General features: G+C 66.1%; 18 protein-coding genes and 2 tRNA genes. 7 read left to right on the top strand and 13 right to left on the bottom strand.

The genetic code is table 11. The features are described 5' to 3' along the window. Positions 1-8 precede the first annotated feature (8 nt). From QO058_RS00100 to QO058_RS00085, 4 genes are all read left to right on the top strand, one after another. Positions 9-878 carry a DeoR/GlpR family DNA-binding transcription regulator gene (locus QO058_RS00100; protein ID WP_284169746.1) on the top strand — a complete coding sequence of 290 codons (870 nt, stop codon included), beginning with the start codon at positions 9-11 and terminating at the stop codon, positions 876-878. A 73-nt stretch (positions 879-951) separates the two neighbouring features. After that, positions 952-3,381, top strand: a complete 2,430-nt coding sequence (locus tag QO058_RS00095) for a GcvT family protein (RefSeq protein ID WP_284169745.1) — start codon at positions 952-954, stop codon at positions 3,379-3,381. A gap of 4 nt (positions 3,382-3,385) precedes the next feature. Beyond that, positions 3,386-4,288, top strand: a complete 903-nt coding sequence (purU, locus tag QO058_RS00090; RefSeq protein ID WP_284169744.1) for a formyltetrahydrofolate deformylase — start codon at positions 3,386-3,388, stop codon at positions 4,286-4,288. Between the two features lie 44 nt (positions 4,289-4,332). Then, entirely contained in the window at positions 4,333-5,250 is a 918-nt protein-coding gene (locus QO058_RS00085; RefSeq protein ID WP_284169743.1) for a bifunctional 5,10-methylenetetrahydrofolate dehydrogenase/5,10-methenyltetrahydrofolate cyclohydrolase, read from the top strand. A gap of 8 nt (positions 5,251-5,258) precedes the next feature. On the opposite strand, the gene QO058_RS00080 is transcribed toward QO058_RS00085, so the two are convergent. Further along, positions 5,259-6,269, bottom strand: coding sequence for a 2-hydroxyacid dehydrogenase (locus QO058_RS00080; protein WP_284169742.1), 1,011 nt, complete (start codon positions 6,267-6,269; stop codon positions 5,259-5,261). A 12-nt stretch (positions 6,270-6,281) separates the two neighbouring features. Then, positions 6,282-7,643 carry a (R)-1-hydroxy-2-aminoethylphosphonate ammonia-lyase gene (gene pbfA, locus QO058_RS00075; RefSeq protein WP_284169741.1) on the bottom strand — a complete coding sequence of 454 codons (1,362 nt, stop codon included), beginning with the start codon at positions 7,641-7,643 and terminating at the stop codon, positions 6,282-6,284. A gap of 142 nt (positions 7,644-7,785) precedes the next feature. On the opposite strand from pbfA, the gene QO058_RS00070 reads away from it, so the two are divergent. After that, positions 7,786-8,694, top strand: a complete 909-nt coding sequence (locus QO058_RS00070; protein ID WP_284169740.1) for a LysR substrate-binding domain-containing protein — start codon at positions 7,786-7,788, stop codon at positions 8,692-8,694. Positions 8,695-8,696: 2 nt separating this feature from the next. Here the strand turns inward: QO058_RS00070 and QO058_RS00065 are convergent, their stop codons facing one another. The 7 genes from QO058_RS00065 to QO058_RS00035 all read right to left on the bottom strand — a co-directional run bounded on the left by QO058_RS00065 (position 8,697) and on the right by QO058_RS00035 (position 18,314). After that, the gene (locus tag QO058_RS00065) at positions 8,697-10,361 is read right to left on the bottom strand and encodes a Na/Pi cotransporter family protein (RefSeq protein WP_284169739.1); all 1,665 of its coding nucleotides are present in this window, start codon (positions 10,359-10,361) and stop codon (positions 8,697-8,699) included. An 18-nt stretch (positions 10,362-10,379) separates the two neighbouring features. Continuing rightward, on the bottom strand, positions 10,380-12,095 hold the full coding sequence (locus tag QO058_RS00060; protein WP_284169738.1) for a putative 2-aminoethylphosphonate ABC transporter permease subunit: 1,716 nt from the start codon (positions 12,093-12,095) through the stop codon (positions 10,380-10,382). Beyond that, positions 12,092-13,183, bottom strand: a complete 1,092-nt coding sequence (locus QO058_RS00055) for a putative 2-aminoethylphosphonate ABC transporter ATP-binding protein (protein ID WP_284169737.1) — start codon at positions 13,181-13,183, stop codon at positions 12,092-12,094. The genes QO058_RS00060 and QO058_RS00055 overlap by 4 nt, the downstream gene beginning before the upstream one ends. Positions 13,184-13,310: 127 nt before the next feature. After that, positions 13,311-14,330 (bottom strand): putative 2-aminoethylphosphonate ABC transporter substrate-binding protein, encoded by a 1,020-nt coding sequence (locus QO058_RS00050; RefSeq protein WP_284169736.1) that lies wholly within the window; start codon positions 14,328-14,330, stop codon positions 13,311-13,313. 107 nt (positions 14,331-14,437) lie between these two features. Further along, positions 14,438-15,850 carry a phosphonoacetaldehyde dehydrogenase gene (gene phnY, locus QO058_RS00045; RefSeq protein WP_284172865.1) on the bottom strand — a complete coding sequence of 471 codons (1,413 nt, stop codon included), beginning with the start codon at positions 15,848-15,850 and terminating at the stop codon, positions 14,438-14,440. Between the two features lie 50 nt (positions 15,851-15,900). Next, positions 15,901-17,157 carry a phosphonoacetate hydrolase gene (phnA, locus tag QO058_RS00040; RefSeq protein ID WP_284169735.1) on the bottom strand — a complete coding sequence of 419 codons (1,257 nt, stop codon included), beginning with the start codon at positions 17,155-17,157 and terminating at the stop codon, positions 15,901-15,903. Between the two features lie 11 nt (positions 17,158-17,168). Next, positions 17,169-18,314 (bottom strand): 2-aminoethylphosphonate--pyruvate transaminase, encoded by a 1,146-nt coding sequence (locus QO058_RS00035; RefSeq protein WP_284169734.1) that lies wholly within the window; start codon positions 18,312-18,314, stop codon positions 17,169-17,171. A gap of 111 nt (positions 18,315-18,425) precedes the next feature. Here QO058_RS00035 and QO058_RS00030 point away from each other — a divergent pair, with 111 nt between their 5' ends. After that, on the top strand, positions 18,426-19,304 hold the full coding sequence (locus tag QO058_RS00030; RefSeq protein WP_284169733.1) for a LysR substrate-binding domain-containing protein: 879 nt from the start codon (positions 18,426-18,428) through the stop codon (positions 19,302-19,304). 123 nt (positions 19,305-19,427) lie between these two features. Here QO058_RS00030 and QO058_RS00025 read toward each other — a convergent pair whose 3' ends face one another. The 4 genes from QO058_RS00025 to QO058_RS00010 all read right to left on the bottom strand — a co-directional run bounded on the left by QO058_RS00025 (position 19,428) and on the right by QO058_RS00010 (position 23,961). Continuing rightward, on the bottom strand, positions 19,428-20,573 hold the full coding sequence (locus QO058_RS00025; protein ID WP_284169732.1) for an iron-containing alcohol dehydrogenase: 1,146 nt from the start codon (positions 20,571-20,573) through the stop codon (positions 19,428-19,430). Further along, complete coding sequence (locus QO058_RS00020; RefSeq protein ID WP_284169731.1) at positions 20,573-21,955, bottom strand: aldehyde dehydrogenase family protein; 1,383 nt, start codon at positions 21,953-21,955, stop codon at positions 20,573-20,575. The genes QO058_RS00025 and QO058_RS00020 overlap by 1 nt, the downstream gene beginning before the upstream one ends. Before the next feature lie 47 nt (positions 21,956-22,002). Next, positions 22,003-23,373: a glutamine synthetase family protein gene (locus QO058_RS00015; RefSeq protein ID WP_284169730.1), complete on the bottom strand. Its 1,371-nt coding sequence runs from the start codon at positions 23,371-23,373 to the stop codon at positions 22,003-22,005. A gap of 511 nt (positions 23,374-23,884) precedes the next feature. Then, a tRNA-Asp gene (locus QO058_RS00010) sits at positions 23,885-23,961 on the bottom strand. 350 nt (positions 23,962-24,311) lie between these two features. Here QO058_RS00010 and QO058_RS00005 point away from each other — a divergent pair. Continuing rightward, a tRNA-Val gene (locus tag QO058_RS00005) sits at positions 24,312-24,387 on the top strand.

The following is a 24,387-nucleotide window of genomic DNA, read 5'->3' as shown; positions in this document are numbered from 1 at the left end:
TTAGCAGCATGACTGTCATGGTTGACGGTGCGGCGTCGCCTGAGCACGGCATCGGACGCGGCCTGGCCGCTTGCCAATTCAACCGGGTTTCGTCCTATTTCGCTCCCATGACACGCGACATCGCCGCGCGGCGGCACCACGCCATCCTGACCAAGCTCGATGAGCTCGGCTCGGTCACCGTCGAAGAACTTGCCCAGGCGCTCGACGTCTCGCGCGAGACGATCCGGCGCGACCTCAAGGCCCTCTCAACGGGCGGGTTACTATCGATTGTTCACGGCGGAGCGATCCGGAACGAGCGTTCAGAAGCGTCCTTCGCCAGCCGACGGACCGTGAACCGTGCCGGCAAGGAACTCATCGCCGATCTGGCGGTCTCGATGCTCGGCGACGGCATGACCATCCTGCTCGATTCGGGCACGACGACCGAGGCTCTGGCGCGTGCTCTGGCACGCTCGGACCGCAAGCGCCTGGTCGTGCACACGACGTCGCTCGAGAATGCGCGGCTCGCGAGCCGGCTTCCCGGCGCCCGTGTCTTCCTGATCGGCGGCGAGTTCGACCGCAACGAGGATGCGACGACCGGCGCCGAGACCTTGCGAGCGATCGCGCGACTCTCCGCCGACTTCGCCTTCGTCAGCGTCGGCGGCGTCGATCCGGATGGGCGGCTGACCGACTATACCCGCGCCGGCGCGGCGACCCGAAGCGCCCTGCTGCACGCCGCGGAGCAAGGTTTCCTGATGGCCGACAGCAGCAAGTTCGGGCTCGTCCTGCCCAGTCGCATCGGCAGCGACGAGCCTTTCACGGGATTGCTGGTCGACCAGATGCCGCCTGCGCCGCTCGCCGCGAAGCTGGTCGAACGCGGGGTCACCGTACGCGCCTCCTAATTTGACCGTTTTTGTGGTTTTTTGTTGTTTTTTGATTTTTGTTTGCTAGACTGCCTTCATCGCGGAGGCGCTCATGTCCATTCCCACCCAATCTCGCGTCGTCATCATCGGCGGCGGTATCATCGGCTGCTCGGTCGCCTATCACCTGACCAAGCTCGGCTGGCGCGACGTGCTGCTGCTGGAACAGGGGCGTCTCTCCTCCGGCACGACCTGGCATGCGGCGGGCCTCGTCGGACAGTTGCGCAGCCAGTCCAGCATGACGCGGCTGATCCGTTACTCGACCGAGCTCTACGCCTCGCTGGAGGACGAGACCGAACTCGCCACCGGCTGGAAGCGCTGCGGCTCGGTTTCGGTCGCCCGCACGCCCGAGCGCATGACGCAATTGCGCCGGACGATTTCGGCGGCACGCGCCCAAGGCGTCGAAATCGAGGAGCTCAGCCCAAAGGAGGCCGGCGATAAATGGCCGGTGATGCGCACCGACGACCTCGCCGGCGGCGTCTGGCTCCCCGGCGACGGCAAGGCAAATCCGGCCGATATCACCCAGGCGCTGGCGCGCGGCGCGCGCAATGGCGGCGCGATCGTGCGCGAGGGCATCCGCGTCACCGGCATCGAGACCGACAAGGGCCGGGTCAAGGCGGTGCTCACCGATCAGGGCCGGGTCGAATGCGAAGTCCTTGCCATCTGTGCGGGACAATGGTCTCGCACCGTCGGACAGATGTGCGGCGTCTCGGTGCCGCTGCACTCGGCCGAGCACATGTACATCGTCACCGGCAAGATCGAGGGCGTGACGCCGGACCTGCCGGTGATGCGCGACCCCGATGGCTACACCTATTACAAGGAGGAGGTCGGGGGCCTCGTCATGGGCGGCTTCGAGCCGGATGCGAAGCCCTGGGGCATGGACGGAATCCCCTACCCCTTCGAATTCCAGCTCCTGCCCGACGACTGGGACCAGTTCGCGATCCTGATGGAGAACGCGCTGCAGCGTGTGCCGGCGCTGGAAACGGCCGAGGTCAAGACTTTCCTCAACGGCCCCGAGAGCTTCACGCCGGACAACAACTTCCTGCTCGGCGAGGCACCGGAGGTCGCCGGCGTCTATGTCGGGGCCGGCTTCAATTCGATGGGCATCGCCTCCGCCGGCGGCGCCGGCCGCGCGCTCGCCGAATGGATCGTCGAGGGCGAGGCGACGAGTGACCTCTGGCCCGTGGACATCCGCCGCTTCGCCGACTTCAACAACAACCCGGCCTGGCTGAAGGATCGCATCAAGGAGACGCTCGGACTCCACTACGCCATGCCCTGGCCGAACCGCGAGCTCGATACTGCTCGCCCCTTCCGGCGCTCGCCGCTCTATGATCGCCTCGCCGCCAAGGCTGCGGTCTTCGGTTCCAAGATGGGCTGGGAGCGCGCGAATTATTTCGCCCGCAATGAAGACCAGCGCACGATCCGCTATTCGTTCGGTCCGCAGAACTGGTTCGAGACCGTCGCGGCCGAGCACCACGCCTGCCGCGAGGCGGCTGGCATCGCGGACATGAGCAGCTTCGCCAAGTTCTTGCTGCAGGGGCCGGATGCCGAGCAGGCACTTCAGCGCCTCGCCGCCAACGACGTCGCCGTACCGGTCGGCAGTTCGGTCTACACCGCGCTGCTCAATGCGCGCGGTACCTTCGAAAGCGACCTGACCGCCGCCCGCATTGCCCCCGACACCTATCTCCTCCTCACCGGCACCGCGCAAGCGACCCGCGACGCCCACTGGATCCGGCGCCAGCTTCCCGTCGGCGTGACGCTGACGGACGTGACCTCCGCCTACGCCGTGCTCTCGCTCTGCGGCCCGAAGGTGGTCGAAATCCTGAGCCGCGTCTCGCCGACCTCGTTCGCCCTCGCCGACTTTCCGGCCAATGCGATCCGGCAGATCACGATCGGCTATGCCACGAGCTGGGCCTGCCGCCGCTCCTATCTGGGAGAGGGATTCGAACTCTACGTGCCCGTCGAATTCGCGCCTGCCATCTACGATACGCTGCACGAGGCCGGGGCCGATCTCGGTCTCGTCGACGTCGGATACTACGCCGTCGACTCGCTGCGCATCGAGAAGGGCTTCCGCGCCTGGGGCCGCGAGCTGACGCCGGACATCAACCCCTACGAGGCCGGGCTCGGCTTCGCCGTGAAGCTGAACAAGGGTGATTTCGTCGGCCGCGACGCACTCACCGCGGCCCGCGCGGCCCCGCGCACAAAACGATTGGTGGCGCTCGTCGGCCCGCGCCCGAACGGCCAGATGGCCTGGGGCGGCGAGGCGATCCTGGCCGACGGCAAGCCCGTCGGCGAGATCACCTCGGCGTCGTTCGGCGCGACCGTCGATGGAATCGTCGCGCTCGGCTGGGCCGAGAGCCCCGAGCCGATCGACCAGGCCTGGCTCGACGCACGCAACTGGACGATCGATCTTGCGGGTGTGGCAATCCCTGTGACCGCCAGCCTCGCCGCACCGCTCGACCGCAAGCCACAGCGCGGGAATTAAGCGCATGACCGACCTCGCCCCACTCGCGCCGGCCATCCCCAGGGACATCGCGGTGCAAAAGCCGGCCCGCATCCTCACCCTTTCCTGCGAGGATCGCCCCGGCATCGTGCACGCCGTCAGCGGCGTGCTCTACCGCCAGGGCTGCAACATCCTGGAGAGCGCGCAATTCAGCGACCCGCGCGATGGCCGCTTTTTCATGCGCGTCGCCTTCGCGGCGGGCGAGCGCTTCGACGATGCGGCGCTTCGGCGCGAGTTCGACGGCGTGGCCGGGACCTTCCGCATGGATTGGGACGCGGTCGACGCAGCGCGCCCGGCCCGCGTGCTCCTGATGGTCTCGCGCTTCGGCCACTGCCTGAACGACCTGCTGTTCCGCCAGGCGACGGGGAACCTCAACATCGAGATCCCCGCCATCGTCTCCAACCATCGCGATTTCGAGCCGCTGGCGAAGAATTACGGCATTCCTTTCCACCACCTGCCCGTCACGGCCGCGACCAAGGCGGAGCAGGAGGCGAGGCTGCTCGAGATCGTCGCCGAGACCGACGCGTCGCTCGTCGTCCTGGCGCGCTACATGCAGGTGCTATCGAACGACCTTTGCCGCGCACTCGACGGGCGGGCGATCAACATCCACCACTCCTTCCTGCCGAGCTTCAAGGGCGCCAAGCCCTACCACCAAGCCTACGACCGCGGCGTCAAGCTGATCGGCGCGACAGCGCACTACGTGACCCCCGACCTCGACGAAGGTCCGATCATCGAGCAGGACGTCGCTCGTGCCGAGCACTCGCTCGCGCCCGACGACCTCGTGAGCGCCGGAAGGGACATCGAAGCCGTCGTCCTGGCCCGGGCCCTGCGCCTCCACATCGAGCGGCGGGTGATGCTGGCCGGCCGGCGCACGGTCATCTTCCGCTAGAGCCCGCTTTCACCTCGCAAGCCCACTCGCAGCCGGAGATTCACGTGAGCGCCCGGATCCTCGATGGCCGCGACATTGCGCGCGACATCCGTGCCGAAACCTCCTTGCGCGTCGCCGACCTGGCTGCGAGTGCCGGTGTCGTGCCGCATCTGGTCGTGATCCTCATCGGTGAGAATCCCGCCTCGCGCGTCTATGTCGAGAACAAGGTCCGCGCCTGCGCCGAGGTCGGCATCAAGTCCACTCTCATCACGCTCGATGCCGGCATTTCGGCGCAGGAACTCATTTGCGAGATCGAGCGCCTGAACGAGGCCGCTGAAGTTCACGGCATCCTCGTTCAGCTGCCACTGCCGCCTCACCATGACATCCAGGCCGTCCTGCGGACGATCTCGATTCACAAGGATGTCGATGGCTTCCATCTTTACAATGTAGGCGGCCTTGTCGTCGGCAAGACGATCTTCTCGCCCTGCACGCCCTACGGCGTCATGCGCATGCTCGACCACGCTGCGATTCCGGTCGAGGGCCGCAACGTCACGATCGTAGGCGCCAGCAACATCGTCGGCAAACCGATGGCCCTGATGATGATGGCGCGCGAGGCGACCGTCTCGGTCTGCCATGCCAAGACGCGCGATCTCGCTCAATACACCATCCTGGCTGACATCCTGGTGGTTGCGGCCGGCGTGCCCAAACTCATCGGAGCGCAGATGGTTCGTACCGGAGCGGTCGTGATCGATGTCGGGATCAACCGCGACCCGCAGGGCAAGCTGCAGGGCGATGTCGACTTCGACGCCGTCAGAACCAAGGCGTCCTACATCACGCCCGTCCCGGGCGGGGTCGGGCCGATGACCGTGACGATGCTGCTGGTCAACACAGTCTCTGCGGCGGAACGGATCGCTGCAAGCGCGAATATGCACTCCTTGCGTCAGAGCGATCTCACGGCGGATCTCTCAGTCCAGGTTGGCTGACGGGAAGCTCAGGCGAAGGCTACGTTGCGCGTCTGTGCCCGCAGGCGCGGATCGTGCGAGCGGATCTGCACCGGTTTCCCGTCCAGAATCTCGAAGCAACGTGCGAGCGTATCGTCCGAGAGCCGTTGCATGGCTTCCGCGGTAAAGAAGGTCAGGTGTGGGAACAGGATGACGTCGTCCCGCCCGAACAGAGGGCTGAACGGATGCCCGTGCCGGGTGAGCGGCTCCTGGCTGTAGACATCGAGGCCGACCCCGCCGAGCCGGCCAGCCAGAACCGCCTCGACCAGCGCCGCCTCGTCGATCAGCGCGCCGCGCGAGACGTTGACGAGGGTGGCGCCGGGCTTGAGGCGCGCCAGTTCCGCTCGGCCGAGGATATGGCGCGTCGCGTCGTTCAGCACGCAATGCAGAGAGATGAAATCGCATTGCCGCAGCATCGCGTGGAGGTCGTCGACCTTCCCGATCCCGGCAGCGGCCATCGCCTCGCTATCGAGATGCGGATCGTAGCCGAGAACGCGGGCCCGGAACCCCTGCCCGGCCATCCGCGCCATGCTGCGCCCGATCTTGCCGGTGCCGACGAGCCCGAGCGTCGCGCCGGCGATGTCCCGGCCGAGCCAGCGCCCGGCCGGCCAGATCCAGCCCTCACGCTCCATGGCGCGGCCGATCTCCGGCAGGCGCCTGGCGAGTGCGATCATCAGCGCAAAGGCGCCTTCCGCCACGGTCTCTTCGGCATATTCCGGCACGTTGACGACCGGGATGCCGCGCGCGATCGCTGCGGGGATATCGATCGCATCGATGCCGACGCCGTATTTGACGATGCCCTTGAGCCGCGGGGCTGCGGCGATCACCCGCGCCGTGACCGGCGTGTAGCACATCAGGAGCAGGTCCGCCTCGGCGACCTCCCGCATCAGCGCCTCCTCGGATATGCCGTCGGGCAGCGTGACCAGCTCGACGCCGCGGGCGCGCAGGCCGGCGTCGATCTCAGGGCATTCCAGTTCCCGGTCAGTACGGACAGCCTTCATCGCCTTGCCCCTTCAGCCTGCGAGGATCGCCTGCTCGACGATGCCGAGCGCCCGATCGAGTTCCGCGCGCGTGATGACCATCGGCGGCGATAAGGTGAGGACGTTGCCCTGGCTGATCTTGAAGCTGAGCCCGGCCTCGAGGCAGCGATAATAGGCGCGCTCGGCGAGGCCGTTATCCGGCGTAAAATCGGCGCGGTCGGAGACCAGCTCGACCCCGAACAGCAGCCCGCGTCCACGCACGTCGCCGACCGATGGGCAGCGCTCGCCGAAGTTCCGCAAACGCTCCATCGCATGCGCGCCGAGTTCTGCGGCCCGTTCCGTCAGCCCCTCCTCGCGAATGATGTTGATCGTCGTCAGCGCCGCGCGGGTGGTGACCGGGTTCTTCTCATGCGTGTAATGGCCGATGGCGTAGCCTCCGGCCACGTCGAGATCGCGACGCGCGATGACGGCGGCGATGGGCAGGATGCCGCCGCCCAACGCCTTGCCGAGCACGACCATGTCGGGCTGGACCTCGTCATACTCATGGGCGAAGAAGCGGCCGGTCTTGCCGAGCCCGGTCGGGATCTCGTCGAAGATCAGCAGCGTGCCGTGCCGGTCGCAGGCCTCGCGCACGCTCTTCCAGAAGCCGGGTGCCGGCGGATAGGGCGTCGCCCGCATCGGCTCGGCGATCACCGCGGCGACGTCTCCCTCGCGCGCCAGCACATAGGAGATCATCCTAGCGCAGGCGCGGGCCGAATCCTCCAGATTGTCATGGCCATAGGCGCAGTTCCGGTTGCCCCATGGCGCGACATGCTCCGCGCCGGGCAGGAGTGGGCCGGCGATACCGGAGCGGAAGGTCGCTTCGCCGCCGACGCTCGAAGCGCCGAAGCCGGCACCATGGAACGCATCCCAGAAGGACAGGGTCTTGAAGCGCCCGGTCGCGGCGCGGGCGAGCCGCAGCGCCACCTCGATCGCATCCGAGCCGCCGGTGGTGAAGAGCACCTTGCCGAGATTGCCCGGCGCCAGCCGCCCGAGCGTCTCGGCGAGCTCGACCGCAGGCTCGCAGGTGAAGCGGCGCGGAGCGAAGCACAGATCGTCGAGTTGCGCCTTGATCGCCTCCTTGAGACGGGGATGCCCGTAGCCGATGTGGTGGACGCTGTTGCCATGGAAATCCATGTAGCGGCGTCCCATCGTGTCCTCGATCCAGATACCTTCCGCCCTGGCAATGGCGGTGAGGCACGGGCTCGACAGGTTCTGGTGCAGGAAGGCGGTCGAGTCGCGCGCGAGAAGGTCGCGCGTTGCCTTGTCGCCGATGCCCGCCGCCCAATCGCTGCGGGCCGCCGAGGTATTGGATTCGCCCTCGGTGTGAACGAGCGCGGGCGCTTCGACGTGCATGACAAATTCCCGTTTCACGCCCTGTCGGCGCGGCAACGAGAGGATGCCGAAAGTCGATCGATCTGAAAAATCGATAATTCATATCCTTGGATAAATTCTAGCGATACCATGGTGGCTTGTTTCGACGGGACACCTGCTCGCCATGCGCTATGTCCAGCTTCGCGCCTTCCACCATGTCGCGATCTCCGGGGGCTTCTCGAAGGCTGCGCACGCGCTGCACCTCACCCAGCCCGCGATCTCCGATCAGGTCCGGCGGCTGGAGGAGGAATATGACGTCGCCCTGTTCAGCCGGCAGCATCGCCAGATCGTCCTGACCCCGGCGGGAAACCGGCTGCTGGCCGTCACCCACCGCCTGTTCGGCGCCGAGGGCGAGGCGCTGGAGTTGCTGCAGGAGGAGCGCTCGCTAAGGACGGGAGCGCTGCGGATCGTCGCTGATTCCGTCCACCATGTGCTTGACGTGCTCACCGCCTTCCGCGAGCGATACCCCGGCATCCAGGTCAGCGTCGCGCGCGGCAACACCGGCAGCATCGTCGACACGCTGACCGGCTACGACGCCGATATCGGCGTGCTCGGCGAACTGGTCGACGAGCGCCCGTTCGAGGTCCTGTCGCTCAATGTCTCGCCGATCATCGCCTTCGCCGCGAAAAGCCATCCGGCGGCAACCCGGACCAGCCTCTCACTGGCGGAGCTCAGCGACTGGCCGCTGATCATGCGCGAACGGGGATCGCGCACCCGCCAGATGCTGGAGCAGCGGGCAGCGGATAGCGGTATCGACCTGCCCTTCGCCGTCGAAGCGGAGGGGCGCGAGGCTGTCCGGGCCATCGTGGCCGCAGGCGGCGGGATCGGCTTCGTTTCGGCGGCGGAGTTCGGCGAGGATGATCCGCGTCTCGTCCGCATCCCGCTCGACGGCCCGCCCCTTCTCATGCGCGAGACGCTGATCTGCCTGCGCGAACGCCGCCACAGCAAGGCCATCCAGGCCTTCTTCGCGACTGCACAGGCGGTCGCGGCGGGCTCTGCAGGCTCAGCGCTCAGATCGGCAAAGTCCGGGTAGCTTCACTCCGCCGCTCGCAGGAGTCGGCTGCCGATCAGGGCGCCCTTCTGTTCGAGCAGCCCGTGCACGGTCGCGGCGATGTGGGCGTCGATGCGCTTGAGATCGCGCGTGATGTCGAGCTGAAGTGCGCTGACGATGACGGTTTCGCGATTGCCGGTGCGCATCTCGGCGAGATGGGACTCGATCGCCTCGCGCTCCAGTTCGCGGAAGGTCTCCTTCTCGTGCACGATGCGGCGCGCCGTCGTCTCGTCCTCGGAGATGAAGACCGTGATCGCGAGGCGCAAATGATCCCGCAGCCGCAGATGCATGTCGGCGATGCGCGCCAGTGCCTCGGCGGGGAGCCGGCGCTGGTCGCGGATGCGCTTGCCGGCCATCTGCATCAGGTTCTTCTCGATGATGTCGCCGATATGCTCGAGGTTGATCGCCAGCACGAGCACGGCCGAGAGCCGGCGTTCGTCGGTCTCCGACAAGTCCGCCTCTGCGATTGCGCCGACATAAAGCTGGATCTGGTTGTACAGGCTGTCGAGCACGTCGTCGGCGCGGCTCACCGCAGCCACCCGGCCGGGGTCGTCGCCTTCGAAGGCGGCGAGCGAGGTTTTGAGCATGTCGTCGACGACATCGACCATGCGAAGCACCTCGCGCGTCGCGTTCGAGAGGGCGATGGTGGGCGTGGCGAGAGCGGCCTTGTCGAGATAGCGCGAGCGCGACGGGTCGGCCTCCGGAGCAGGTTCGGGCATGAGACGCATCAGCATCCGCGCAATTGCCGGCAGCGGGACGAGGAAGAGCGCCGCCATCACGAGATTGAAGGCGAGGTGGAACAAGGCGGCAGCTTGCGCCGGCGCGATGGCGAACTGCCCCATCAGCCGCGTCAACAAGGGCAGCAGCGCCAGCCCCAGCAGACAGCCGAGGATCCGATTAGCCAGATTGCCCAATGGCACCCGGCGGGCTGCGGCGTTGCCTTTCATCGCCTGGACGAGCGGGTTGAGCGCAGTACCGAGATTGCAGCCCAGCACCATCGCCAGCATGGTCGGCATGCCGATCACGCCGGTCGCCGCCAGGCTCATCACGACCAAGATCGCCGCGAGCGAGGAATGGGCGGCGAAGCTGAGGACTGCCGCCAGGAGCAGGGCGATCAGGGGATCGCCGGAGAGCGAGCCGAGCACCGTGCGCAGCACTTGCGAGTGCTCGACCGGCCCCATCGTGCCCTGCATCAACCGGAGCGACAGCAGCATCAGGCCCACGCCGAAGAGCGCTTTCGCCGTTTCCCTGGCAGGGAGCCGCGCGAAGCGCCGCATGCCGGCATAGCCCGCCAGGATCAGCAACGGCACGACGGTGCCGGTATCGAAGCTGACGAGCTGGACGATCAGCGTCGTGCCGACATTGGCGCCGAGCATCATGGCCAGCGCCGGCGCCAGCGCGATCAGCCCGGCCCCCGAGAAGGAGGCGATCATCATCGCCGTGGCGGTGCTGGACTGCAGGCCGCCAGTAACCAGCACGCCCGCCCCGAAGGCGCGCCAGCGGCTGTCGAGGCCGGTCGCCAGCACGGCGCGCAGGCGGCTGCCGAAGGCGGCGGAGATGCCCGCCGTCACCATCTGCACGCTCCAGAGCAGCAGCGCGACCTCGCCGGCGAGCGCGAGCAGAATCTCGGTCGGCGTCTGTCCGGTCATGGCGCGCGTCCCGCGGGGCTAGCGCTGCCGCCAGCGCTGCAGGCGGCCGAACACCAGCCGGTCGAGCCCGACATGAGCGAGCTTCACGCCGATGGCGGTCAGCATGATCACGCTCGCCATGCCGGCGGCCGAGGCGATGGCGCCGGCTTCATCCATGTGGACGATGGCGATCGAGGCGAGCTTGGTGTCGGCGCCGTAGAGGAAGATCACGGCCGAGACCGTGGTCAGCGCATTGACGAAGACATAGACCGCGATATCGAGGATCGCCGGCAGGCAGATCGGCGCGGTGACGCGGCGAAAGGTCGACCAGAACGGCACCTTGAGCGAGGCGGAGACCGATTCGAACTCGCTGTCGATCTGCTTCAGGCTGGTCAAAGCGGTGATGTGCCCGACGGTGTAGAAGTGGGCGATGGTGTTGATCACCAGGATCGTCAGCGTGCCGTAGAGGACGCCGAGCGGGTTCCAGCCCGCGTTGAAGAAGAAGACATAGCCGAGACCCAGTACGAGCCCGGGCACCGCCATCGGCAGCATCGCCAGGAACTGGGCGAAGGCGCGCAGGCGCGGGAACAGCTTCACCTTCTCGATCAGATAGGCGCCGGTGAAGATCAGTGCCGTGCCGATCACGGCGGTCAGCGACGCCAGCAGCAGCGAGTTGCCATAGGTCGTCCAGCCCTCCGGCTCGACGGTGGCGAAGTCGTAATTGTTCAACGTCAGGGACAGGTTGTAGGGCCAGTATTTGACGAAGGAGCCCCAGATGGCGATCCCATAGGGTCCAATGATGGCGAGCGCGATCACGGTGACGAAGCCGAGCAAAGCTAGGTCGCGGCGCTTGTCCGGCTGCGGCGTATAGGGCACGGCGCGAGCGGAAAGCATGGCGTTCTGCCGGCGCTGGACGGCGCGGTCGACGAAGAAGGCGAGCACCGCCGGCACCAGGAGGATGATGCCGACGACGGCGCCCATCGGGAAATTCTGCTGGCCCACGACCTGGCGATAGGCATCGGTCGCGAGCACGCTGAACTGCCCGCCGATCACCTTGGGGATGCCGAAATCGGTGATGACGAGGGTGAACACCACGAAAGCCGCGCTGATCACGCCGTAGCGCGCGCCCGGCAGCGTGATCGTGTGGAAGATGCGCCAGCGCGTGGTGCCCATCGCCTCGGCCGCCTCGCGCAGCCGGCCATCTGACAGGCCCAGCGCCGTGACGAGGATCAGCACGGCATGAGGAAAGCTGTAGAGCGCCTCGGCGGCGATGATGCCGACCGGCCCGTAGAGCGAGGCGCCCATCATCCAGGATTTGAGCAGGCCCTGATTGCCGAAGATGTAGATGAGGGCCAGGCCGGAGAGCAGGGAGGGTGCGAAGACCGGCACCATCGCCGCGGCATAGAACAGGCCCCGGCCCGGAATGCAGCTGCGTCGCAGGGCATAGGCATAGAGGAAGGCAAGCGGCAGCACGATCCCCGTGGTCACGCTGGCAATGAGCAGGCTGTTGGTCAGGGAGGAGAGCAGCGCCGGCGTCGTCGCGTAGCTGACGAAGTTCGCCAGCCCGATGAAGCGCCCCTGTGTATCCTCGAGACTCTTGGACAGCAGCGCCCAGAGCGGCAGGGCGATGATCAGGACGAGCACCGCGCACAGAGCCAGGATCAGCACCCCGGCGACATGGCGTTCGCTGATCCGCACCGGTGATACCTTCATGGACGTATCGGTCATCGTCAGCGGCGGCGCGAGATCGCTCATCGCCCGCCCCCGGCAAAGACGTGCAGCGCCTCGGGCGGAAAGGCGACCGCGAGCACCTGCCCCGGCAGGATGCCGAGGTCGCGCATCGCATTGGTCGAGAAATCGGCCGCGATGCGCGTCGAGCGCGAATGCGTCGGCTCCAGATGCGCCCGGCAATAGGATCCGAGGAATGACAGGTCGCCGATCGTCGCCTCGAACCGATTGGGCGTCTCGGCCGTGATGCTGCGGGTGCGGACCTCCTCGGGACGCATGGCGAGCCGCACTGGCGTACCCACCGCGAGGGGCGCGGTATTGGCGACCACGAGGTCGAGCTCGCCCACGCGCACCTGACCGGGTCCGGTGACGACGGCGTCGAGAAAGGTCATGTGGCCGACGAAGTCGGCAACGAACGGCGTCGCCGGGCGACGGTAGATCTCCTCGGGCGTGCCGACCTGCTCGACGGCGCCGTCGCTCATCACGACGATGCGGTCGGCCATGGCGAGCGCTTCCTCCTGATCGTGGGTCACCATCACCGTGGTGACGCCGAGGCGCTGCTGCAGCGACCGCATTTCGTCGCGCAGCCTGACCCGGACCTTGGCATCGAGCGCCGAGAGCGGCTCGTCGAGCAGCAGCAGTTCCGGCGCGGTCGCGAGCGCCCGAGCAAGCGCCACGCGCTGCTGCTGCCCGCCCGAAAGCTGGATCGGATATTTCTTGCCCTGCTCGGGCAGGCCGACGAGCGCCAGGAGCTCGTCGACACGCCGCCTGATCTCGCTGGCGGGGCGACGGCGGTTGACGAGGCCGTATCCGACATTGTCGATGACCGTCAGGTTCGGAAACAGCGCATAGGATTGGAAGACGATGCCGAAATCGCGTTCAGCCGGACTCGCCCGGGAGACGTCGCGGCCGCCCATCTGGATGCTGCCGCTGTCCTGCTGATCGAGACCGGCGATTGCGCGCAGCAAGGTCGTCTTGCCGCAGCCGGACGGGCCGAGGAAGCAGACGAACTCACCGCGGCGGATGTCGAGATCGATGCTGCGCAGAGCCTGGAAGCTGCCAAAGCTCTTCGCGAGCTTGCGGATCGAGATAAACGGAGTCGTGTTCGTGGTCATCGTACCGACTTTCAATCTGAGCGCGCGACGATCCGTCCTCCGGAGTACCGGCAAGCCTGGTCCGCGGCGCATCGCATAAGCCGTGCCACCCGGTCCGCCTGGGCGGGCCGGGCGCGATCGGTAGCCGTCAGTTCTTTGGCGCGGCCTTCGACTCGTAGCGCTTGGACCATTCGGCGAGCACGCGCTCGCGGTTGTCGGCCATCCAGGACAGGTCGTTCCTGATCATCCCCGCTTCGGCGTTGGCGGGATAGTTGGCGGGCTTGTTCTCGATGCCCCGCGCCGCCACGATGGCATAGGTCTTCGAGTAGAGCTCGTTGGCGGCCATGGTGGTCGACCAGTCGGCAATCTTCTTGGCAAGCGCCAGGTTCTTGCTGCCCTTGACGATGGCGCTGGCTTCCATCTCCCAGCCGACGCCTTCCTTCGGGATCACGACCTCGATCGGAGCGCCCTTGCTCTTCTCGGCTGCGCCGCGCATGTCGAGCGCCAGGCCGATGGTGCGCTCGCCGCGCGCCGCCTGGACGCATGGCGCCGAGCCCGAATGCAGGTAGGCGGCGATGTTCTCGTGCAGGCCGTCCATGAACTTCCAGCCCTCGGCCTCGCCCATGCTCTGCAGCCAGCCGGCGACCATCAGATAGCCGGTGCCGGACGAAGCCGGGTGCGGCATCACGATCTTGCCCTTGAACGCAGGGTTGAGCAGGTCTTTCCAGGACGTTGGCACCGCGACGCCCTTGGCTTCGACGGTGTTGTAGCAGACGACGCCGAGATAGGCGTCCATGCCCGTCCAGGTGTAGGGCTCGTTGCCGTCACGGAAGACCGGCTTCAACGCGTCGGCGCCGGCGGGCTTGTAGGTTTCGAGCAGGCCAGCCTTCTCGAACATCAGCAGGCTCGATGCGGCCAGGCCCATGACCATGTCGGCCCGCGGATTGTCCTTCTCGGCCAGGAAGCGGGCGGTGATGACGCCGGTCGAGTCGCGGACCCAGACCACGTCGGCCTCGGGCACAGCCTTTTCGATCGAAGCCTTGAACGGCGCGAGCTGGTCGTTCTCCAGTGCCGTGTAGATCGATACTTTCGTCTTCTGGGCCTGGGCGACGCCAGGAAGTGCGAGCGCGAAGGCGCCGATGACACAGGAAGCAAGCCAGGTCTTCATCTTCTCATCCCCTCGTAGTTATCCGGTTTGGGCGCTCTTTCGGCGTTTCATCCCCTGGTCGTCGAAACGCAGGCGGGGCGAGCCGCCTGCGGTAGGTCGTCAGTTGCTCACGCGTTCCACGGCGTCGACCATGTTTTGACGTTTGTGAAGGACTTCATGGCTTCGACGACGCCTTCCTTGTAGCCGAGGCCGGAATCCTTGATGCCGCCGAAGGGGGACATCTCGATGCGGTAGCCCGGGACCTCCCAGAGGTTGACGGTGCCGACCTCCAGTTCCGCGACGAAGCGCTGGAGGTAGTCGAAGCGGTTGGTGCAGATGCCCGAGGACAGGCCGTAGGCGGTCGAGTTCGAGATCCGGATGACCTCGGCGATGTCGTCGGGCACCCGGATGATCGGGATGACCGGGCCGAAGGTCTCTTCGTGGACGAGCTCGCAATCATAGGGGATGTGGTCGACCACGGTCGGGTGGAACAGCGCGCCCTCCGCCCGCTTGCCGTGGAGCACCTTTGCGCCCTTGGCGACGGCGTCGTCGACCCTGGCCTGGAAGAGCGCGGCCGAGCGGGCGTTGATGACGGTGCCGACATCGGTGGCCGGATCCATCGGATCGCCGCAGGTCAGCTTTTTGGCCTTCTCGACGACGAGCTTGGCGAAGGCCTCGGCGACGCTCTCGACCACCAGGATGCGCTTGACCGCGGTGCAGCGCTGGCCGGAGTTCTTGGTCGCGCCGGTGACGGCAAGCTCGGCCGCCTTGTCGAGATCGGCATCCTCCATCACGATCAGCGGGTCGTTGCCGCCGAGCTCGAGCACGATGCGCTTGTAGCCGGCGGTCGCTGCGATGTGCTTGCCGACCCGGACCGAGCCGGTGAAGGTCACGAGATCCGCATCGGGATCGGTGATCATCGCATCGCCCATGGTCGAGGGGTTGCCGGTGACGACCGAGAGCATCTCCGGCGGCAGGCCGGCCTCGTAGAGCACGTCGGCCAGCGCCAGCGCGGTCAGCGGCGTCAGCTCGGTCGGCTTGAGGACGAGGCGGTTATTGGTCGCGATCGCCGGCGCCAGCTTGTGGCTGACCATGTTGAGCGGGTGGTTGAACGGGGTGATCGCCGAGATCACCCCGAGCAGCGGCTGGCGCGTGGTGAAGATCTTGCGGGCCTTGCCGTTCGGCGAGATGTCGCAGGAGAACATCTCGCCATCGTCCTTGATGGTGAGCTGCGCCGCGAACGACCAGACGTCGTAGGCGCGGCTGGCCTCGTAGAGCGAATCCTTCCAGCACAGACCGGCCTCGGCGGTGATCAGCCGGGCGAAGTCTTCCTTGCGCGCGAACAGCAGCTCGGCCGTCTTCTGGAGGATCTTCTGGCGCTCATAGCGGGTCAGCACCGGCTTGAACGCTTTGGCCCTGGCGAAGGCCTCGCGGACATGCTCGGGCCGGGCGGCGGGAACGAGGCCGACCACGCTGCCGTCATAGGGGTTCTTGACCTCGACCATGTCGTCGGTCGTGGTGAGCTTGCCGGCGATGCGCATCGTCTCGCGGCGCAGGGGCGGCTTCACAGTCGCGTTCACGGCGGTACTCCTCAAGCCAGGACGCAGTTCAGGGCGACGTCGAAGACGTCGAAATTGCGCAAGATCCGCCCTTCGGGGACCGAGATCGGCCGGTTGGCGATCATCGGCACGCGCTGCTCGGTGATGCCGCCATGCGAGCGCAAGGGCTCGGTCAGGCCGGAGAGATCGTGCCGGTCCGGCGAGGTGCCGATCACCTTCTGCCGCGTCGAGATCACGACGACATCGCCGATCCGGTCGGCCGGCAGCTCGAAGCGCTCGCAGGCCTCGGCCGCGGTCACCGCCAGCGCGATGCCGTCAAGGCCGGAGATGCGGGCGGCGACCTCTTGCTGGCTGGCGCCATCAGGCAGATAGACCGTGGCGAAGGAGCCGAGCGCGCCATGGTGGACGACGTAAGGGTCGGTGATCGGCAAGATCACCCGCATCGTGCCCTTGCCATACCAGTCGTCCATCAGGCTCTGCAGATAGACGACATCCGGCTCGCCGTTCGGCAAATGCTTGTCGTTCATGCCGTGGTCGGCGGTGATCACCAGCGTACAGCCCAGCGCATCGAGTTTGCCGACATACCCGTCGAACATGGCGTAGAACGAGTCCGCCATCTCCGAACCCGGCGCCGCCTTGTGCTGCACATAGTCGGTGGTCGAGAGATACATCAGGTCGGGCTTGAAGGTCTCGAGCAGCTTGACGCCGGCAGCGAAGACGAACTCGGAGAGATCGGCCGAATAGACCGAGGGCACCGGCATGCCGACGAAATCGACGACGTTCTGGATGCCGTTCTCAGCCATATCGGCCTTGTCGGCCTTCTCCGAGGAGAAGGCGATCGCGGTGCCTGACGAGAAGTCGAGGCCCTTGCCGAGCAGGGTCCTGAGCTTGTCCTTGGCGGTGACCATCGCGACCTTGAGACCGGCCTTCTGGAACTCGGCGAGGATGGTCGGGGCGCGCAGGAAGCGGGCATCGTTCATCATCACCTCCTCCTTCGCCTCGCGGTCGTAGAAGAAGTTGCCGGCGATGCCATGCACCGCCGGCGGGCGGCCGGTGATGATCGAGAGGTTGTTCGGGTTGGTGAAGCTCGGGATCACCGAATAGGCGTAGGTGCTGGCCCCCGTCCGCATGATCCTGTCGAGGTTCGGCGTCAGCCCCTTGGCGCTCGCCGCCTCGACATAAGCCGGCTCCGACCCGTCCATGCAGATCACCACCACCGGCCGAACCGGACGACGATAACCACGCCCATTGGCAACAACCGCACCACCAATCTTCGTATGAACCGTCATAACCAATCTCCTCAGGCAGCCGACTTCAGGCCAACGCCCATCTCGGCGAGGACATCGGACACGGTGGCGACGAAAGCCTTCATCTCCTGCGCGCCGAGCGCTCCGATGCATCCGATCCGGAAGCTGTCGGCGACGGTGAGCTTGCCGGGATAGATGACGTAGCCGGCATCCTTCAGCAGGTCATAGAAGCGCTGGAAGACGAAGTTCTTGTCCTCCGGCATGTGGAAGGTGACAATGATCGGCGCCTGGCGGGCGGGCGGCAGCAGAGTCCGGAAGCCGAGCTCTCGCATGCCCTCGATCAGAATGCGGGCGTTGTCGGCATAGCGCTCTCCCCGCCCCGCGACGCCGCCCTCGGCCCAGAATTCCTGCAGGGCTGCGTGGAAGGCAACGATGACGTGGATCGGCGGGGTGAAACGGTACTGGCCGGTTCGCTCGAAGCCGGCGTTCTGATCGTGCAGGTCGAGCACCAGCGTCGTGGCGTTGCCCTTGGTCTCGGCGAGTGCGCTCTTGCGGGCGATGACGAAGCCGAGGCCGGGCACACCCTGGATGCACTTGTTAGACGAGGCCGCGACCGCGTCGAAATGGACCTCGCGGCTGTCGAGCGGCAGGGCGCCGAAGGCGCTCATCGAGTCGATCAGCAACCGGCGGCCATGGCGCTTGACCAGCGCGGCGATCGCCTCGACCGGATTGCGGATGCCGCTGGTCGTCTCGCAGTGGACGGTGAAGACATGGCCGATGCCGGCATCGGCCACCAGCAAGCGATCGATCTCGGCGAGATCCGGGGGCGTGTCCTCGGCGGTTTCGTGCACCAGCACGGTGCGGCCCGCGATCTCCAGGATGCGCTTGGCGCGCTGGCCATAGGCGCCGTTGATCAGGACGAGGATCTTGCCGCCGCGCGGTACGAAGGTCGTCAGCATGCCCTCGACCGCGAAGGTGCCCGAGCCCTGCATCGGCACGGTGACGAAGTCCTCTTCGCCATGGATGATCTTCGGAAGCTCGTCGAGAACGGCCTGGTTGATCCCGACGAAGGTCGCATCGCGCGAACCCCAATCATGCACCATCGCTTCCTTCACGGCCTTGGTCGTCGTGAGCGGGCCAGGCGTCAGCAGAAGAGGATCACCGGTCTCGGAGGAAGCGGGGCGACGGGCTTGGGCCATGACGGTCTCTCGCGATGTCGTTGCAGCGTGTGATCGCAAGGCTAGAATCGCGATTGACATAGGTCCAATACATCGTTTCCATATCTACTATAGACAGGATCTATATCAGACATGGCCATCAGCTATTCCGGACTCGCCGCCTTTCACGCCGTCGCCGAGGCACAAAGTTTCACCGGCGCAGCGAAGACGCGCAATGTCAGCCAGCCGACCCTGTCAGCCCAAGTTCGCGGGCTGGAAGATGCCCATGGGGTGAGGCTGTTCGATCGCGCCGGCCGGCAGGTGAAGTTGACCCCGCTCGGACAGAGCCTCTTCGTCGTCACGGCCCGGATGTTCGCGGCGGAGGACGAGGCCGAGTCGCTTCTTGCCGGCAGCCGCACATTGCAGCGCGGCCATCTGCGGATCGCAGCCGACAGCGCCAGCCATGTCATGGCCACGCTCGCCCGGATGCGCGAGCGCTATCCGGGCCTCACCTTCTCGCTCACCATCGGCAACTCGTCCGAGGTCGTCGACCAGATCATGGACTTCGCCGCCGACGTCGCCATCACGGCGCGCGCGACGTCGGATCCGCGAATCTACAGCGTCAAGCTGCGATCGGACGATCTGGTGGCCTTCGTGTCAGACCGGCACGAACTGGCAAGGCACGAGCATATGCCGATCGAGGCCTTCGCCGGTCAGGACATCGTGCTCCGCGAGCGCGGCTCGATCACCCGGGAAGTCTTCGAGAACCGGCTTTCCACGGCCGGCATCAAGCCTGCGAACCTGCTGGAGGTGCAATCGCGCGAAGCGGTCAGGGAAGCCGTTGCCTTCGGCTTCGGAATCGGCGTCGTCTTTGCTGCCGAGTTCAGACCGGAACCGGGTTTGAAACACATCGCCATCACGGGTGCCGACTTCGATGTCGGCGAATATGTCGTCTGCAGAGCGGAGCGCCAGCGCCTGCCACTCGTGCGTAGCTTCTTCGACACGGTTCAGAATCTCATCCAGAAGCCCTGAGACAAAGATGCGACCGGCATGTCGCCCGCCCATGGTCAAACGCACCTCCGGCGGGCGCCTTGTTCTCGGCAATGCCAATCCCCGCTGCTCGGCGTTGCTCCGTCTTATTGCAATAAAGGCGCCTCAAATGGCTTCGACGAGCAATTGTCTGGCTGCCTCGACCGTGAGCTCCACCGGATTACCTGCCGTGGAGGGGTCGGCCACGGCCGCCTCTGCCAATTCGTCGATCCGGTCGGTTCCCACGCCGAGCGCAGCGAGCTTGTCGGGAATGCCGAGATCCTCGCGCAGCTTCAGCACGAAATCGTAGAAGCCGTCGAAGCCGCCGGGGATGCCGAGATAGGCGGCGGCGGCCCCGATACGCTCCTCGATCGCCGGGCGGTTGAAGCGCAGGACCGGCGGCATCACCACCGCATTCGTGGTGCCGTGATGGGTGTGGTAGACGGCGCCGACCGGATGGGAGAGCGAGTGGATCGCGCCCAGGCCCTTCTGGAACGCCACCGCCCCCATCGCCGCCGCCGCCATCATCTGCGTGCGCGCCTCGATGTCGGCGCCATCGGCATAGGCACGCGGAAGATAAGTCTTCACCAGCCGCATGCCCTCGAGCGCAATGCCCTGGCTCATCGGGTGAAAGAACGGCGAGGAATAGGCTTCGAGGCAGTGGGCGAAGGCATCCATGCCGGTGCCGGCGGTGATCGCCCTGGGCATGCCGACAGTGAGCTCGGGATCGCAGATCGTCACGCCCGGCAGGAATTTCGGGTGGAAGATGATCTTCTTGGTATGGGTCTGCGAATTGGTGATCACCGAAGCGCGCCCGACCTCCGAGCCGGTCCCGGCCGTGGTCGGCACCGCCACGATCGGCGCGATGCCCTCGACCGAGGCCCGAGTCCACCAGTCGCCGACATCCTCGAAATCCCAGACCGGCCGGGTCTGGCCGGCCATGAAGGCCACGCATTTGCCGAGGTCGAGCCCCGAGCCACCGCCGAAGGCGATGACGCCGTCATGGCCGCCATCCTTGAAGGCCCTGACACCGTCCTCGAGATTGCGCTCGTTCGGGTTCGGATCGACCTCGGCGAAGATCGCCCGGCCGAGACCACCGGCCTCGAGGATGTCCAGCGCATTGCGGGTGATGGGCAGGCTCGCCAGGCCGCGGTCGGTGACGAGCAAAGGCCGCTTCATGCCGAGCGCCTTGCAGTGTTCGGCGAGTTCCCTGATCCGCCCGGCGCCCAGCTTGACGGCGGTCGGATAGCTCCAGTTCGCGGTGATCGCCATCAGCTTGTCTTCCTGAGGTGGTAGGATTTCGGGCGTGTGAGATTGTGGAAGCCGATGACGGAGAGCGAGCCGCCCCGGCCGGTCTCCTTGACACCGGTCCAGCACAGCGCCGGGTCGAGATAATCGGCGCGGTTCATGAAGACGGTGCCGGTTTCGAGCTCCTGCCCGAGCCTTGCAGCGCGTTCGGCATCACGGGTCCAGAGCGAGACGGTGAGGCCGTAGCGGGAGTCGTTCATCAAAGCGAGGGCCTCGGCATCGCCCTTGACCTTCATGATGCCGACGGCCGGGCCGAAGGTTTCCTCGCTCATGATCGCCATCGCATGATCGACGTCGACCAGGATCTGCGGCGCGAGATAGGCGCCGCCATCGTCCTGCGGGAAGAGCTTCGGGTCGACCAGCGTTCGCGCTCCCTTCGCCACCGCTTCGGCGATCTGCCCACGCACCACCTCGGCGAAACGCCTGTGCGCCATCGGCCCGAGCGTGGTCTTCGGATCGAGCGGATTGCCGAGGCGGTAGTTCGAGACCCAGGCGACCGATTTCTCGACGAAGGCGTCGTAGAGGCTTTCATGCACATAGATGCGCTCGATGCCGCAGCAGCATTGCCCGGAATTGAAGGTCGCGCCGTCCATCAGCGTGTCGACGGCAGCCTCCAGATCGGCATCCTCCATGACATAGCCCGGGTCCTTGCCGCCGAGCTCGAGGCCGATGCCGGTGAAGGTACCTGCGGCGGCGCGCTCGATCGTGCGGCCGCCCGCGACCGAGCCCGTGAAGTTGACGAAATCGAACTGGCTGTCGGCGATCAGGCAGGAGGTCGTGTCATGGTCGAGGAAGAGGTTGATGAACACGTCCTCCGGCACGCCGGCCTCGTGGAAGGCCCGTGCCAGCCGCTCGCCCGCGAGCAGCGTCTGGCTGGCGTGCTTCAGGACGACCGTATTGCCGGCAATCAGCGCCGGCGCGACCGTGTTGATCGCGGTCATGTAGGGGTAGTTCCACGGCGCGATGACGAAGACGACGCCATGCGGCTCGCGCGCGATGTAGCGCTCGAAATCGGCGCTGCTCTCGATGACGAGCGGCATGAGCGCGTCGCTGGCGATCGCGGCCATGTAGTTCGAGCGCTCGTTGAAGCCCTTGAACTCGCCGCCGTACTTGACCGGACGTCCCATCTGCCAGGCGAGTTCGGTCACGACCTCGTCGCCCATCTCGTTGAGGCGCGCGACGCCCTTGAGGACGAGTGCGACGCGTTCGTCGAGCGGGCGCCGCGCCCAGGATTTCCGCGCCTTCCGGGCGCGCGACACCGCTTCCTTTGCCCCGTCGAAACTCAGGGCCGGCCGCTCGGCATAGACCGAGCCGTCCACCGGCGACACGCATCGGATCATGGTCATCATCGCTATCCGTCTGTCTTGGTGCTGCTGCTGGCAAGGAGGCCGGGTCAGGCGCGTTCGAAGCCGCGCTTGACTTCCCAATCGGTGATCCGGCGGTCGTATTCCTCCTGCTCCCATTGCGCGGCGCGGACGTAGTGGTCAATCACCGCGTCCCCGAACGCGTCGCGCAGCATCCGCGAGCCTTTCAACGCGGCCGTCGCGTCGCGCAGCGTCTTCGGGATCTCGGAGACATCCCTGCCGCCATAGGCGTCGCCGACGAAGGGCTCTTCGAGCTCGAGCTTGTTCTCGATGCCGGCGATGCCTGCGGCCAGCAGCGCCGCCATGGCGAGATAGGGGTTCAGATCCGAGCCGCCGACCCGGCATTCGATGCGGATGCCTTTGGTACCGGCGCCGCAGAGACGATAACCTGCCGTACGATTGTCGCTGCTCCAGACCGCTTTGGTCGGCGCAAAGGTGCCGGCGACGAAGCGCTTGTAGGAATTGATGTAGGGCGCGAGGAAACAGGTGATCTCGGAAGCATGGGCGAGGAGCCCCGCCACATAGTTCCGCATCAGCGCGGACATCCCGTATTCCGCGTTCTTGTCGACGAAGAGAGGCGTCTTGCCGTCGGCGCTCCAGAGCGATTGATGGATATGGGAGGAGGAACCGGCCGCGCCGTAGTTCCACTTGGCCAGGAACGTGATGGCCTTGCCCTGCGACCAGGCGATCTCCTTGCAGGCGTTCTTGATGATCGCATGCCGGTCCGCCATCGTCAGCGCGTCGGCATAGCGCACATTGATCTCCTCCTGCCCGGCCGAAGCCTCGCCCTTGGAGTTCTCGACCGGGATGCCGGCGCCCTGCAGCCCGTTGCGGATCGCCCGCATCACCCCCTCTTCCTTGGTCGTCTGGAAGATGTGGTAATCCTCGTTGTAGCTGCTGGCGGTTTTCAGGTCACGGTAGCCGCTGGCAGAGGCATCGGCGTAGCTCTGGTCGAACAGGAAGAATTCGAGCTCCGAGGCCATGAAAGGCTTCAGGCCCATGGCTTCGAGTCGCTTCACCTGCTTCTTCAGGATCGCGCGCGGCGAGTGCGGGACGTCCTCGTGCCCGTGATGGTCGAGCACATCGCAGAGGACGAGTGCTGTCCCTTCCAGCCAGGGAATCCTGCACAGCGTCGAGAGATCCGGCTTCATCGTGTAGTCGCCATAGCCCGCCGCCCAGCTCGTCGATGCGTAGCCGGGAACCGTCTCCATCTCCATGTCGGTGGCGAGCAGGTAATTGCAGCTATGGGTTTCCTCATGACCGCTTTCGAGGAAGAAGGCGGCATGGAAGCGCTTGCCCATGAGGCGCCCCTGCATATCGACGAGGCAGGCCAGCACGGTGTCGATGCGCCCCTCGGCGACATCCTCTCTCAGAGCGTCGAGAGTGTAGGGCTGGATCATGCCGGTCATCCGTCTCCAAAGCTCGATCTTCACATGGGAATGCGTCTGGCGGAACAGTTGACTCGCCCGCATTCGAGCGGGGCACGCAGAAATCGACCGGAGCCCGAGCCTGAATCTCGACCAGAACAGTCTCCAGCGCCGGGCGCGCCCCCACAGTCGCCCGGGCTGGCGGCTGCGCCGGATCGACCAAGCATTCCTGACGGCACTCGCCTCGCCGAATTCGTGATGTTCTTGAGCTAGATGGTGGCGACGACGGGATCTCATCGGTACTGGCTGCGGCGAGGTCGTCGCTGGGGTCGCTCGCAGTGACCCCGGAGAGGAAGGCAAAGCCGTTGGCGCCGAGCACCTGCTGACCTGCCGATCGCTTCATGGCGTGACAGAGTCCGGCTCTCTCTTCTTGGCTGTGGCCGCTCCCGCCAGCACCGTTAGACCCATCGAGCCTGGTGCTGATCGGCGCATCGATCCTCTTGAGAGGAAAGGCTTGTAAGATGCTGAGATGTCTATCTGAAAATGGCGCGGGCGACGGGGCTCGAACCCGCGACCTCCGGCGTGACAGGCCGGCACTCTAACCAACTGAGCTACGCCCGCGCGGGCGGCGGAGGAACATGTCCTCGGCGGGGTTGGGATTATGGCCCCCGGCCCTGCCTGTCAAGCACCGCAGCCGTCAAATTGTCGATCCTCCCCAAAGTCCGGCCTAAGCGGGTTCTATCTAGCCGTTTCCAGCGCCTCGCCCGATACGAGAAGCGATCATCCGTGATGTCCCCGTCGAAAGGACGCGAATCTCAGTTCCCCATCTGTGGCTGCGCCACTGCGGCGCGGCAGCCTTCAACTTTCGGCCTGACTCTAGGGCTCGCTGCGCCGTAGAGCCCATCAAAAGGCTTCGCAGGCTGCAGCCTGTGACTTGCGAACCTGCCCTCATGGCCTTAAACGGCGGGCAAGGGCGGTTAGCTCAGTTGGTAGAGCATCTCGTTTACACCGAGAGGGTCGGCGGTTCGAGCCCGTCACCGCCCACCA

It is taken from the genome of Bosea vestrisii, assembly GCF_030144325.1.
Classification (GTDB): Bacteria; Pseudomonadota; Alphaproteobacteria; order Rhizobiales; family Beijerinckiaceae; genus Allobosea; species Allobosea vestrisii_A.
This window is presented reverse-complemented; position numbering and strand designations above follow the sequence as displayed.

Bases quoted from the DNA above. Each gene is read 5' to 3' on its own strand.
- QO058_RS00100 (WP_284169746.1), top strand. From the start codon at position 9: ATGACTGTCATGGTTGACGGTGCGGCGTCGCCTGAGCACGGCATCGGA.
- QO058_RS00095 (WP_284169745.1), top strand. From the start codon at position 952: ATGTCCATTCCCACCCAATCTCGCGTCGTCATCATCGGCGGCGGTATC.
- purU (WP_284169744.1), top strand. From the start codon at position 3,386: ATGACCGACCTCGCCCCACTCGCGCCGGCCATCCCCAGGGACATCGCG.
- QO058_RS00080 (WP_284169742.1), bottom strand. From the start codon at position 6,269: ATGAAGGCTGTCCGTACTGACCGGGAACTGGAATGCCCTGAGATCGAC.
- pbfA (WP_284169741.1), bottom strand. From the start codon at position 7,643: ATGCACGTCGAAGCGCCCGCGCTCGTTCACACCGAGGGCGAATCCAAT.
- QO058_RS00070 (WP_284169740.1), top strand. From the start codon at position 7,786: ATGCGCTATGTCCAGCTTCGCGCCTTCCACCATGTCGCGATCTCCGGG.
- QO058_RS00065 (WP_284169739.1), bottom strand. From the start codon at position 10,361: ATGACCGGACAGACGCCGACCGAGATTCTGCTCGCGCTCGCCGGCGAG.
- QO058_RS00060 (WP_284169738.1), bottom strand. From the start codon at position 12,095: ATGAGCGATCTCGCGCCGCCGCTGACGATGACCGATACGTCCATGAAG.
- QO058_RS00055 (WP_284169737.1), bottom strand. From the start codon at position 13,183: ATGACCACGAACACGACTCCGTTTATCTCGATCCGCAAGCTCGCGAAG.
- QO058_RS00050 (WP_284169736.1), bottom strand. From the start codon at position 14,330: ATGAAGACCTGGCTTGCTTCCTGTGTCATCGGCGCCTTCGCGCTCGCA.
- phnY (WP_284172865.1), bottom strand. From the start codon at position 15,850: ATGCGCATCGCCGGCAAGCTCACCACGACCGACGACATGGTCGAGGTC.
- phnA (WP_284169735.1), bottom strand. From the start codon at position 17,157: ATGACGGTTCATACGAAGATTGGTGGTGCGGTTGTTGCCAATGGGCGT.
- QO058_RS00035 (WP_284169734.1), bottom strand. From the start codon at position 18,314: ATGGCCCAAGCCCGTCGCCCCGCTTCCTCCGAGACCGGTGATCCTCTT.
- QO058_RS00030 (WP_284169733.1), top strand. From the start codon at position 18,426: ATGGCCATCAGCTATTCCGGACTCGCCGCCTTTCACGCCGTCGCCGAG.
- QO058_RS00025 (WP_284169732.1), bottom strand. From the start codon at position 20,573: ATGGCGATCACCGCGAACTGGAGCTATCCGACCGCCGTCAAGCTGGGC.
- QO058_RS00020 (WP_284169731.1), bottom strand. From the start codon at position 21,955: ATGACCATGATCCGATGCGTGTCGCCGGTGGACGGCTCGGTCTATGCC.
- QO058_RS00015 (WP_284169730.1), bottom strand. From the start codon at position 23,373: ATGATCCAGCCCTACACTCTCGACGCTCTGAGAGAGGATGTCGCCGAG.